This is a genomic window from Mycobacterium sp. NPDC004974 (genome assembly GCF_053600815.1).
The window spans coordinates 249412-261699 of sequence record NZ_JBSGAQ010000006.1 but is presented as its reverse complement, the minus strand read 5'-3'; the positions used below and the strand labels follow the sequence as shown (position 1 = coordinate 261699).

The following is a 12288-nucleotide window of genomic DNA, read 5'->3' as shown; positions in this document are numbered from 1 at the left end:
GGAACTCCCCCAGGCTATCGGCGCTGCAGGGTCACCGGCCGCACTAATTCTCAGGGGAACGACCAGCTTTCGCTCGAGGTGATCACGAAACCGTGACCCCCGTCGTCGCTGCACGCGACCCCGCCCCCGTACAGCGCCAGGCACCACCCGTACGGGTCGCGGCTGCTGACCGCCCGCCCCTGGTCGAGATGGGGAAGCGGGTCCGCGTACTCGGGATCCATCACGGCATCACTTCGGCCCCAGGCCAATTCCGAAATGTTCAAGCTGACGACATTGTCGTTGCGACCCGGCATCGGACCTCGGCAGCTGGCCCGGACACCGGAGAACGACGTGATCTCACAACGCAGGTCACCGTCGACCGCGAAGTACTCGGTGATGTTCTTGCCCCCACCGTGCTTGGAGTAGACCTTCGTGGAGTCGAACACGTACTGCCGCGGATCGGGGAAGCCGGCGGGCAGACGCGGCACGGGAGTGAGGGCTGCGGAGTCCGCCCGCACCACGAACCCGGCCGGCCGTTCGCGGCGAACCCGGCATGCGGTCAACGCATCGGGACCGACCACGCAATCGACATAGCCGACGGAAAGCCGTGAGCCAGGCGGCAGCACCGGCGGCTGGGGTTGCGGGACGGGATCTGCCGTCTTCAGGAACCACACTGAGCCGTCAGGTCTGACCGCGACCGCGTTCGCGCCGCCGGGGGCACCGGGTATCTCCCCGTGGCAACCGAATCGGTCCGAGCCCACAGCACAGACCAAACCGCTCGGAGTCGAGAAGAAAACTCCTTCGTATGGCCTCGTGTAGTCGTTTACGGGGACCGCGGTGAAATCCTCGAACCGTGGGAACTGCGGCTCTGACACGGAGTTCTGCGGTCGTGCCGGCGTGGGACTCCCGGTGTCCTGCTGGGAGGGAGCCGGCCTGGCCCAGCACCCGCTGATCGGCATCGCGACCAGCAACACGGCGAGCACGACAGTCGCGATCCGCTGCACACAATCAGCCTATGCTGCGGATCACCCCTGAGTACCCTCGTAAAAGTGAGCCACCCCATACGCATCGGTGTGCAACTGCAGCCACAGCACTCCCCCACCTACAGCCATATCCGCGATGCGGTACGCCGCTGCGAGGACATCGGCGTCGACATCGCGTTCAACTGGGACCACTTCTTCCCGCTCTACGGCGATCCCGATGGCGCACACTACGAGTGCTGGACGATGCTCGGCGCCTGGGCCGAGCAGACCTCGCGTATCGAGATCGGCGCACTGGTCAGCTGCAACTCGTACCGCAACCCCGAGCTCCTGGCGGACATGGCCCGCACCGTCGATCACATCTCTGACGGCCGCCTCATCTTGGGCATCGGAAGTGGTTGGAAACAAAAGGATTACGACGAGTACGGCTATGAGTTCGGCACCGCGGGCAGCCGGCTGGACGATCTGGCCGAAGCGCTGCCGCGCATCGAGGCCCGGCTCGCCAAGCTCAACCCGGCGCCCACCCGGGAGATCCCGATCCTGATCGGCGGCCAGGGCGAACGCAAGACGTTGCGCCTGGTGGCCGAACACGCTCACATCTGGCACGCATTCGTCGACCGCAACACCTACCCGGGCAAGGCAGCGGTGCTCGCCGAGCACTGCGCCACCACCGGCCGCGATCCGTCCACCGTGCAGCGCTCGGCCGGGGTACAGGAGTCCGGCGGCATCGACGCCATGCTCGCCGAGGCTGATGCGCTGGCAGATCTGGGCGTCAGCATCGTCACCGTCGGCGTCAACGGACCCGACTACGACCTGACCGGCGCCGAGGCCCTGTGCCGGTGGCGCGACGGGCGGCACGCAAAGTTCAGCGGATGAGCTGAAGCCACTCGCATCACCCTTTGGAGCCGCCCGTGAGAAACTTGCGAAACGCTAACGCACGGGGGGTGTGTGTCCCGACTCAAAGGGGGAGTTACCGAGGGTGCCCAAAAACTACGGGGTCAAGGAGAAGGACCAGGTTGTCACGCACATCATCAATCTGGTGATGACGGGCAAACTGCGCTCCGGTGACCGCATCGATCGCAACGAGATCGTCCGTGACCTCGGGCTCAGCCGCGTCCCGATCCAGGAAGCCGTGGTTCAGCTCGAGCACGACGGAATCCTCTCGACGCGGTACCACCGCGGCGCATTCGTCTCCCGGTTCGACGAGGCGACGGTCGCCGAACATCACGAGCTGTACGGCATCCTCAACGGCATCGCCTCGGCGCGCTGCGCCACAAACCCCACCCCCCGCATCATCGCCCATCTCGATGACACGTTGCGCGTGATGCGTTCAGCAAAGGACACCAAGACCTTCCAGGAGGCCTGCTGGGTGTACCGCGACGCGATCAACGACGAGTACGCGGGGCCGCGCCTGCATGCCACCATCCGCGCCGGCAAGAGCTTCGCGCCCTCGGAGTTCTGGATCAATTACCCGCAGGCCAAGGCCGAGTTTCTGGCCGGCTACGAAGAGGAAACCGCCGCCATCCACGCCCGGGATCCCGAGGCTGCCCGCAAGGCCTGCACCGAGCGCGCCGAGAAGATGGCGCAGATCATGGTCGGCGAGCTGACCCGGCGTGGAGTGTTGGGCGACTTACGGTCCCCTTGAGCGGAATCGCTCATCACCTGGCGTCCGCCCACTAGGTTGCATCAGATGGACGCCAGACGATCGGCCGTGCTGCTGACCACGGTCCTGATGCTGTTCGGGCTGGTGTGTGCAGCACCGGCAGGCGCGGACGTCGACCAGTGCGCACCCCCCGGAGTGGACAGCGCCAGCGCATTGCCCACCAACCTGGCCGCCGCGGCCACCGGGCCCGGCGCCGACAAATACACCACCGCCACCGTCGCCCCCCTGGACACGATCCGGACCGAGAACCTCGGCCTGAGCACCCCCGGCGTGCTCACCGTCGGCACGTTGTCGGATGCGCCTCCCAGCATCTGCATCAACTCGGCCGGACAGTTCACCGGCTTCGACAACGAGTTGCTGCGGGCCATCGCCGACAAGCTCGGCCTGCGGATCAACTTCGTCGGCACCGACTTCTCGGGCCTGCTGGCCCAGACCGCGTCCCGACGCTTCGACGTGGCGTCGTCGTCGATCACCACCACCGATGCCCGGCGCCGTACCGTCGGCTTCACCAACGGCTACGACTTCGGTTACTTCTCGCTCGTGGTGCCCACCGGCTCACCGATCACCGGTTTCGGCCAGCTCGGCCCCGGACAGCGCATCGGGGTGGTACAGGGCACCGTGCAGGAGGCCTACGTCATCGACACGCTTCACCTACAGCCGGTGAAGTTCCCCGACTACAACACCGTCTACGCCAGCCTCAAGACCCGTCAGATCGATGCCTGGGTGGCACCGTCGCAGCAGGCCTCGGGGACCGTGCAGCCCGGTGACCCGGCGCAGATCATCGAGAACACGTTCAGCCTGGACAATTTCGTGGCGTGGGCGGTCGCCAAGGAGAACTTGCCGCTGATCGACGCGCTCAACTCCGGACTGGACGCCGTCATCGCCGACGGCACCTGGGCCAAGCTGTATTCCGACTGGGTGCCGCGGGCCCTGCCGCCCGGCTGGAAGCCCGGCTCCAAGTCCGCGCCCGTTCCCCAGCTGCCCGACTTCGCAGCGATCGCCGCCGCCAAGGAGAAACCCGCCGCCGGAGCCCCCGTCGCACCCAAATCCACACTCGCGCAACTGCGGGACTCTTTCCTGGACTGGAACCTCTACAAGCAGGCGATCCCCGACCTGCTGCGCACCGGCCTGCCCAACACACTCATCCTGACCGTGTGCGCCAGCGTCATCGGGCTGGTGCTCGGGATGGTCCTGGCGGTCGCAGGTATCTCGCGGTCGCGGTGGCTACGCTGGCCCGCCCGGGTGTACACCGACATCTTCCGCGGCCTGCCCGAAGTGGTGATCATCCTGTTGATCGGGCTGGGCATCGGGCCCGTGGTCGGATCGCTCACCGGTAACAGCCCCTACCCCCTGGGCATCGCGGCGCTCGGGCTCATGGCAGCGGCCTACGTCGGGGAGATCTTCCGCTCCGGCATCCAGAGCGTCGAGCCCGGGCAGATGGAAGCCTCACGCGCCCTGGGCTTCAGCTATGCCTCGTCGATGCGCCTGGTCGTCGTTCCACAGGGCATCCGGCGGGTCCTGCCGGCACTGATGAACCAGTTCATCTCACTGCTCAAAGCCTCGTCACTGGTGTACTTCCTCGGTCTGGTGGCCAGCCAGCGGGAGCTGTTCCAGGTGGGGCGAGATCTCAACGCGCAGACCGGAAATCTGTCACCGCTGGTGGCGGCCGGGCTGTTCTATCTGCTGCTGACCATCCCGCTGACCCATCTGGTGAACTTCGTCGACAACCGGCTGCGCAGAGGCCGCCCGCCGGCCGAGGAAGATCCCCTGCCCGCGGTGACCAACCAGGAGATGATCTGATGTCGGCACCACAGCCGGTCGCGCTGGCCGCCAAGGACATCCACCTGTCATTCGGGCCGAACGCAGTGCTGCGCGGGGTGGATCTGGATGTGCCTGCCGGCACCACGACGGCCGTCATCGGACCGTCCGGATCCGGGAAATCGACGCTGCTGCGCACCCTGAACCGCTTGTACGAACCCGACCGTGGCGACATCCTGCTCGACGGCCGCTCGGTGCTCGCCGACAATCCCGACCGCCTGCGCCAACGCATCGGCATGGTGTTCCAACAGTTCAACCTGTTCCCGCACAAGACCGTTCTCGACAACGTCACCCTGGGCCCGCGCAAGCTCAAGGGGCTCAGCGCCGAGCATGCCCGGACATTGGGGCTGGACCAACTGGAGCGGGTTGGTCTCCGGCACAAGGCCGATGTGCGTCCGATCACACTGTCGGGCGGCCAGCAGCAGCGGGTTGCGATCGCGCGGGCGCTCGCCATGGCGCCGCAGGTGATGTTCTTCGACGAGGCCACCTCGGCGCTGGACCCCGAGCTGGTCAAGGGAATCCTCGAGTTGATTGCCGAACTGGCCGCCGAGGGGATGACGATAGTGGCGGTCACCCACGAGATGGGTTTCGCCCGCTCCACCGCCGATGCGGTGGTCTTCATGGATCACGGCAAAGTGGTCGAGTCGGGTACCCCCGAGCAGATCTTCGAAGCGGCCGAGACAGATCGGCTGCGCCGATTCCTGTCGCAGGTGCTGTGAGAGCTACGGCAACCCCTGCGCCAAACCCAACAAGCTGCCGACCTGGCAGCTTCAGACAGGTTAGACTAGCGAATTATGGTGGAGCCCGATTCACAGGTCACAGAGCTGGCCGGAGAGCTGCAACGCGTTCTCTCCAAGGTGTTCTCGGTGCTGCGCCGAGGCGACACCAACAAGGGCACCGCCGGAGAGCTCACGCTGGCCCAGCTCTCGATCCTGCTGACCCTGCTGGACCAGGGCCCGATCCGGATGACCGAGCTGGCCGCCCGCGAGCGCGTGCGCACCCCCACCACCACCGTGGCAATCCGCCGGCTGGAGAAGCTGGGCCTGGTCAAGCGCTCCCGCGACCCTTCCGACCTCCGTGCCGTGCTCGTCGAGGTCACCCCACGCGGGCTGGTGCAGCACCGCGAATCGCTGGCCGCGCGTCGTGCCGATCTGGCCGCCCGGTTGGCCAACCTGAGCGCAGATGACCTGGCCACCCTCGCCGCCGCCCTGGCCCCGCTCGAGCGCCTGGCCGTCCAGAACGATCAGGCTCAGACCGCCCACGCCAAGTCCGAGTAGCGGGCTATCCCAGCCAGTCCAACACCGCCGCCGCGGTCCACGATTGCTGCATGCTGCCCAGCGGCTCCCCGGTGAACGGCTCGTAGTACTCGGCGAAAGTCCCGTCGCTGGCCTGACGCAACCCTTCCCGGCGCAGCGTCGAGGCCCGCTCGGCCCAACCGCGCCGGGCGAAGCACCACGAGAACAACCAGGTCATCACCGGCCACACCGGGCCGCGCCAGTACTCACGCGACCGGAAGTCCCGCGACACCGGCGAGGTCGACGGGATCAGCCCATACCGCAGGTCCGGATGCCCGCAGAAACGCGGACCTTCCAGTAGCCGCAGCAGGGCGCGTTCACGATCGTGCGGCAATCCGCCACACAGCAGCGGAGCGAACTGTGCGACCGTCTCGGTGGCCACCCACTTCTTCGCGCGCACGTCGTAATCCCTTGCCGCACCGCTGCGTTCATCGGCGGTCTCGACCACACCGACCCGGAACCGTTCGGCCCAGGAGTAGAGGTCACGGACATCGGCATTGGGGCGTTTGTAATCCTCCCCGATCTCGGCGAGAACCTGGCAGGCCACCGAGAAGATCGCCGAGACGAACACGTCCTCGACCGCGAAGCTCATCACCTTCGGAAGCAGATCATCGTCGTAGCGAACGGATTTCATCTCCTCGAGCAGCCACAGATACCGGTCGTACTCGAGGTCGCTGGGCCGCTGCGTGGCGTCGGTGATGATCGCGTTGTCCTCGCGCTGATACTCCGGCACATTGCCGGGAATCACGTTGGCGTAGGCGCTGTCCCATCGCGGTGAGTTGTCCATGCCGGACTCCCACCCGTGATACAGCGTGATGCGGCCGCGGCCGTCCTGATCGCGCGTCTCCGCCAGCCAGCGGTGCCAGCGCACCAGGTCCGCCCACCGCCGGTCCAGGAAGGACGCAGCCACCGCCCGGGTGGACCGGCCGCGACTGCGGGCGTGGTCGAGAATGCGCTGCACCGCGATCGCATGCACGGGCGGTTGCGTGATGCCGGAGGTATGCCGGTTCCGCGGGGCGTTGGCGGCCAGGGCCGACGTGGCCCATCGGGCCGGGCCGGGAAAGTAGCCGTCGACGCCATTGGCGAACACGATGTGCGGGATCATCCCGTTGCGCCACTGTGCCGAGAGCAGGGTGTCGAGCTCCACCACGGCGCGCTCGACGCTCAGCGGGGCCAGCCCGATCGAGACGAACGCGGCGTCCCAGCTCCACATGTGCGGATACAGCAACGGCGCGGCAGTGGTCATCACACCCAGGTCGTTGCCGCGCAGCAGGTACGCGGCCCGCGCGGCGAGCTGGGTGGGAGCGAAGCTGGGATCCGGTGGCATCCCTACCATGATGCGACGCCGCGGCCCGCTCCGCAGGTCGGCCCCGTGCCAAACGGCGTCACAGTAACGTTGCAGTCGTGCCGTCTGCATTGATCACCGGAGCCGCTGGCGGCATCGGTTCGGCCATCGCCGCCGCCCTTGCTCCCACCCACACGCTGTTTCTGGCCGGGCGCCCGTCGGCCCGCCTCGACGCGGTCGCCGAACGCCTCGGCGCTCCGACCTGGCCGCTGGACCTGACCGACGCCGATTCAATCGAATCCGCCACCGAGGTGCTCGCCGAACTCGATGTGCTCGTGCACAACGCCGGCGTGCTATACCCGGGCCGGGTCTCGGAGTCCATCGCCGAACAGTGGCGGGCATCCTTCGAGGTCAATGTCACCGGCGCGGTAGCGCTCACGCTGGCCCTGCTGCCCGCGCTGCGGGCCGCCCGCGGACACGTGGTCTTCATCAATTCCGGTGCCGGACAGAAGGTTTCGCCGGGGATGGCGTCCTATTCGGCGAGCAAGTTCGCACTGCGCGCATTCGCCGACTCACTGCGCGCCGACGAACCGTCACTGCGGGTCACCTCGATCTTCCCCGGGCGCACCGACACCGAGATGCAACGCGACCTGGTGGCCTATGAGACCGACGGCGCTGGCGATTACGACCCGGCGAAGTTCCTCAAGCCCGAGACGGTCGCCGGGCTGGTGGCGACGGCTGTCACCACCCCGCCCGACGGTCACGTACACGAAATCGTGGTCCGCCCCGGGTGACCCGTTTCGGCCGTGGTGATGACGGCCGAAACTCCACAAATCGCTAGACGACGAGGTTGACCAGCCGGCCGGGCACCACGATCACCTTCTTGGGTGTGGCGCCGTCCAGGAAGGCCTGCACCTTCTCGTCGGCCAGCGCTGCGGCCTCCAGCGCCGCCTTGTCCGCGTCGGCGGCCACCGTGATCTTGCCGCGCACCTTGCCGTTGACCTGTACTGGGAACTCGACGGTGTCGTCCACCAGATACTGCGGATCGGCCACCGGGAACGGTCCGTGCGCCAGTGAGGTGTCGTGGCCCAACCGCTTCCACAACTCCTCGGCCAGGTGCGGTGCCAGCGGGGCGACCATGAGCACCAGCGGTTCGATCGCGGCGCGAGCCGCCACCCCCTCCTTTGTCAGGTGGTTGGTGTACTCGATCAGCTTGGCGGCCGCGGTGTTGTTGCGAAGCGCCGCATAGTCTTCGGTCACCCCGGCAATCGTGCGATGCAGAATCTTCAAGGTGTCGGTGTCGAGTGCCTCGTGGGCAGTAACGCCGGCTGCTCCAGTTTCTTCGGAGACCACCACTCGCCACACCCGCTGCAGGAATCGGTACGCACCGACGACGTCCTTGGTGGCCCACGGCCGCGACGCCTCCAGCGGACCCATCGACATCTCGTAGACCCGCAGGGTGTCCGCGCCGTACTCGTCGCAGATCTCGTCGGGTGAGACCGAGTTCTTCAGGCTCTTGCCGATCTTGCCGAACTCCTGGTTGACCTCGATCTCACCATTGGGCCCCGGCCAGAAGAACCTTCCTTCGCGCTCAACGACTTCGGCCGCGGGCACATAGCTGCCGCGGGCGTCGGTGTAGGCGAAGGCCTGGATGTAGCCCTGGTTGACCAGACGGCGGTACGGCTCGCTCGAGCTGACAAAGCCGAGGTCGAACAGCACCTTGTGCCAGAACCGCGAGTACAGCAGGTGCAGCACCGCGTGCTCGACGCCACCGACGTACAGGTCGACACCGCCCGGATCGTTCGGCCCGTGCTCGGCCGGGCGCGGGCCCATCCAGTAGGCCTCGTTCTCCTTGGCGCACAGCTCTTCTGAGTTGTGCGGGTCGGTGTAGCGCAGCTCATACCAGGAGCTGCCCGCCCACTGCGGCATCACGTTGGTGTCGCGGGTGTAGCTCTGCAGCCCGTCACCGAGATCCAGCTCGACATGCACCCACTCGGTGGCCTTGCCCAGCGGCGGCGACGGTTCGCTGTCGGCGTCGTCGGGGTCGAACGACACCGGCGAATAGTCGGGGATATCCGGAAGTTCCACCGGCAGGGCCGATTCCGGCAGCGCGTGGGCGCGGCCGTCGGCGTCGTAGACGATCGGGAATGGCTCGCCCCAGTACCGCTGCCGGGCGAACAGCCAGTCCCGCAGCTTGTACTCGATCCGGGCCCGGCCGCGGCCGTCGGCCTCGAGGTGTCCGATGACGACGTCCTTGGCCTCGGCCACCGACAACCCGTTCAGGTAGTCGGAGTTGACGATGGTGCCGTCACCGTTGTAGGCCGCCTCGGTGATGTCACCGCCGGCGACCACCTCGATGATGGGCAGGCCGAACTCCGTAGCGAAGTCCCAGTCCCGCTGGTCGCCACCGGGCACCGCCATGATCGCGCCGGTTCCGTAACCGGCCAGCACGTAATCGGCGATGAACACCGGAACCTGCTGCCCGTTGACGGGGTTGGTGGCGTAGGCACCGAGGAACACACCGGTTTTGGTCTTGTTCTCCTGGCGCTCCAGATCGGACTTGGCCGCGATCCCGGCCCGGTAGGCCGCGACGGCCTCGGCCGGCGTCGCCGCACCGAATGTCCACCGCGAATCGGTGCCCTCGGGCCAGGCATCGGCGACCAGTGCATCCACCAGATCGTGCTCCGGAGCCAGCACCAGGTAGGTGGCACCGAACAGCGTGTCCGGGCGGGTGGTGAACACCTCGACATCGCCGGCCGCGGTGCCGAATTCCACCGAGGCACCCGTGGACCGACCGATCCAGTTGCGCTGCATGGCCTTGACCTTGTCGGGCCAGTCCAGCAAATCCAGGTCGTCGAGCAGCCGGTCCGAGTAGGCGGTGATGCGCATCATCCACTGCCGCAGGCGCTTCCGGAACACCGGGAAGTTGCCGCGGTCACTGCGGCCGTCGGCGGTGACTTCCTCATTGGCCAGCACGGTGCCCAGGCCCGGGCACCAGTTCACCATCGAGTCGGCGCGGTACACCAGGCGGTAGCCGTCCACCACATCGGCGCGCTCGGCTGCCGACAGCTCGGCCCACGTCCTGCCGTCATCGAGAGTGCGTGCCCCGGAGTCGAATTCGGCCACCAGCTCGCTGATGGGCCGGGCCTTGCGAGCCGCGGTGTCGAACCAGCCGTTGTAGATCTGCAGAAAGATCCACTGTGTCCACTTGTAGAAGTCGACATCAGTGGTGGCGAAGCTGCGCCGCGCGTCGTGGCCCAGCCCGAGCCGGCCCAACTGCCGGCGGAAGTTGACGATGTTGGCCTCGGTACGGGTGCGCGGGTGCGTCCCGGTCTGCACGGCGTACTGCTCGGCCGGCAGGCCGAACGCATCGAAGCCCAGCGCGTGCAGCACGTTGCGTCCGGTCATCCGGTAGTACCGGGCGTAGACGTCGGTGGCGATGTAGCCCAGCGGGTGCCCGACGTGCAGGCCGTCACCGGACGGGTACGGGAACATGTCCTGGACGAACATCTTGTCGGCGGGCACCGCCGAGCCGTCCTGCGGTGCCAGCGAGCCCACCGGATTGGCCACGTTGAACGTGCCGAGGTCCGACCAGGTCTCCTGCCAGGTGCGCTCGATCTGACCTGCCAGTTCCGCGGTGTAACGGTGCTGCGGGGTGTCCTCTGAATGCCCTGGCTGGGACGTGTTGGCGGGTTCGATCACGCCGTTCAGGGTATAAGGCCACGGTTTGAGCAGCTCACCGCCCGTCTCACCCCTCCGTTGGCCACGGCTTGGTATCGGTTGCGTCGCAGCTCTGTCAGGGGTTGGTTCCAGGTCGATTGAGTTGCTGGTGGCAGGCGGTGCCCCGTGGATAGTCTCGCCCCCTAGAGACGAGGTTGCCTGGTGAGGGCACGGTTTGCGGAGGGAACGAGTGATGATCGAGTTGGCCCGCCGATGGCGGGTGCTGGCAGCGGGAACGGCCGTCGGAGTGGCCGGGGTTGTCGGCCTCGCCGGTCAGACCGCCGCAGCCGAGCCCCTACTTCCGGCACCCAGCGTTCCCGGCCCGGTGACGGTGACCCAGACCGTCACGGTCGCCCCCGCCGCCGCTCCGGCTGCTCCCGCGCAGGCTGCTGCCGCTCCGGCCGCCCCAGCCGCCGCAGGCGTCCCGGGTGCGGCCGTCGCCCCGGGTGCCGCGGCAGTCCCCGCACCTGCGGTCGCGGCGCCGGCTCCGGTGGCCCAGACCATCACCCCGGCTTCGTCAGGCACCTTCGCCGAGTTCTTCAAGAGCAAGGGCGTGCAGATGCAGCCTCAGGTCAGCCACGATTTCAAGGCGCTGAGCATCGTGCTGCCGCTGCCTTCGGGCTGGACCAAAGTGCCGGACCCGAACGTGCCCGACGCCTTCGCGGTGATCGCCGACCGCTCGAGCACCGACCTCTACACCCCCAACGCACAGGTCGTGGTCTACAAGCTCGTCGGCAATTTCGATCCGGTCGAAGCCGCCAGCCACGGCTTCGTCGACACCCAGCAGCTGCAGAACTGGCGCCCCACCGACATGGCCATGGGCGACTTCAACGGCTTCCCGTCGGCTTTCATCGAAGGTAGCTATCTGTCGGGCAGCCAGATGCTCAACACCTCACGCAGGCACATCCTGGCCACCGCAGGCCCGGACCGTTACCTGGTGTCGTTGTCGGTGAACTCCTCGGCCGCCAACCAGGGTGTTTCCGCGGCTGCCGACGCCGCCGACGCGATCGTGTCCGGCTTCAAGGTCAGCGCCCCGGCCCCGGCCGCTGCGCCGCCGCCAGCTACTCCGGCTGCACCCGCACCGGCTCCGGCGCCGGGTTTGCCCCAGCTCCTGGGCCTGCAGGGCTGAACCACCGGGACCAAACCCGACCTCGCTTTACCGACCGGCGCCTCGTATTGTGTGGCGCATGCTGATCGCCGCGCTGCTGTGCCTGAGCGCCGCCGTCATCGTCGGTGTGTTCGGGCTGTGGTTGTTGACCAGGCCTCGCACCGGTGATCCCGTGCGGTCAGTCTTGAGGGCTGTGGCCCCGACCCAACTGGCTGCCGCGGTGATGCTCGCCGCCGGTGGGGCCGCCGCCCTGGCCGCCGCACCCCACACCGGTCTGATGGTCGTCATGGTGTGCATCATCGGCGCCGTCGCCACAGTGGCCGCCGGCTGCTGGCAGAGTGCCAAGGCCGTCGCGGCAGCGGAGGCCGGTTCGGCTTCCGGTGCGGGATGCGCCGGCTCATGTGCCAGCTGCACGTTGTCTTGTAAGTGACGGAGTGCAG

At 67.4% G+C, this 12288-nt stretch carries 11 protein-coding genes; 8 read left to right on the top strand and 3 right to left on the bottom strand.

Annotated features, from left to right (window positions below; genetic code table 11):
* Positions 1 to 50: 50 nt before the first annotated feature.
* The gene (locus ACWEFV_RS16735; protein ID WP_450070979.1) at positions 51 to 983 is read right to left on the bottom strand and encodes a hypothetical protein; all 933 of its coding nucleotides are present in this window, start codon (positions 981 to 983) and stop codon (positions 51 to 53) included.
* Positions 984 to 1010: 27 nt separating this feature from the next.
* Between ACWEFV_RS16735 and ACWEFV_RS16730 the strand changes: the two genes are divergently transcribed.
* The 5 genes from ACWEFV_RS16730 (at position 1011) to ACWEFV_RS16710 (ending at position 5717) form a co-directional block, all read left to right on the top strand.
* Entirely contained in the window at positions 1011 to 1835 is an 825-nt protein-coding gene (locus ACWEFV_RS16730) for an LLM class F420-dependent oxidoreductase (protein ID WP_167858217.1), read from the top strand.
* 103 nt (positions 1836 to 1938) lie between these two features.
* On the top strand, positions 1939 to 2604 hold the full coding sequence (locus ACWEFV_RS16725) for a GntR family transcriptional regulator (RefSeq protein WP_135459660.1): 666 nt from the start codon (positions 1939 to 1941) through the stop codon (positions 2602 to 2604).
* Positions 2605 to 2649: 45 nt separating this feature from the next.
* Entirely contained in the window at positions 2650 to 4422 is a 1773-nt protein-coding gene (locus ACWEFV_RS16720; RefSeq protein WP_450070978.1) for an ABC transporter substrate-binding protein/permease, read from the top strand.
* Entirely contained in the window at positions 4422 to 5159 is a 738-nt protein-coding gene (locus tag ACWEFV_RS16715) for an amino acid ABC transporter ATP-binding protein (protein WP_135459662.1), read from the top strand. Before ACWEFV_RS16720 ends, ACWEFV_RS16715 begins: the two co-directional genes overlap by 1 nt.
* A 75-nt stretch (positions 5160 to 5234) precedes the next feature.
* The gene (locus ACWEFV_RS16710) at positions 5235 to 5717 is read left to right on the top strand and encodes a MarR family winged helix-turn-helix transcriptional regulator (protein WP_135459663.1); all 483 of its coding nucleotides are present in this window, start codon (positions 5235 to 5237) and stop codon (positions 5715 to 5717) included.
* 4 nt (positions 5718 to 5721) lie between these two features.
* On the opposite strand, the gene ggh is transcribed toward ACWEFV_RS16710, so the two are convergent.
* Positions 5722 to 7062 (bottom strand): glucosylglycerate hydrolase, encoded by a 1341-nt coding sequence (gene ggh, locus ACWEFV_RS16705; RefSeq protein WP_135459664.1) that lies wholly within the window; start codon positions 7060 to 7062, stop codon positions 5722 to 5724.
* A 77-nt stretch (positions 7063 to 7139) separates the two neighbouring features.
* Between ggh and ACWEFV_RS16700 the strand changes: the two genes are divergently transcribed.
* Complete coding sequence (locus ACWEFV_RS16700) at positions 7140 to 7814, top strand: SDR family oxidoreductase (RefSeq protein WP_135459665.1); 675 nt, start codon at positions 7140 to 7142, stop codon at positions 7812 to 7814.
* 43 nt (positions 7815 to 7857) lie between these two features.
* Here the strand turns inward: ACWEFV_RS16700 and leuS are convergent, their stop codons facing one another.
* Positions 7858 to 10722 carry a leucine--tRNA ligase gene (leuS, locus tag ACWEFV_RS16695; RefSeq protein ID WP_450070977.1) on the bottom strand — a complete coding sequence of 955 codons (2865 nt, stop codon included), beginning with the start codon at positions 10720 to 10722 and terminating at the stop codon, positions 7858 to 7860.
* Positions 10723 to 10933: 211 nt separating this feature from the next.
* Here leuS and ACWEFV_RS16690 point away from each other — a divergent pair, with 211 nt between their 5' ends.
* Both ACWEFV_RS16690 and ACWEFV_RS16685 read left to right on the top strand, forming a co-directional pair.
* Positions 10934 to 11869 carry an LpqN/LpqT family lipoprotein gene (locus ACWEFV_RS16690; protein ID WP_135459666.1) on the top strand — a complete coding sequence of 312 codons (936 nt, stop codon included), beginning with the start codon at positions 10934 to 10936 and terminating at the stop codon, positions 11867 to 11869.
* A gap of 58 nt (positions 11870 to 11927) precedes the next feature.
* Positions 11928 to 12278 (top strand): hypothetical protein, encoded by a 351-nt coding sequence (locus tag ACWEFV_RS16685; RefSeq protein WP_044514280.1) that lies wholly within the window; start codon positions 11928 to 11930, stop codon positions 12276 to 12278.
* The last annotated feature ends 10 nt before the right edge of the window (positions 12279 to 12288 follow it).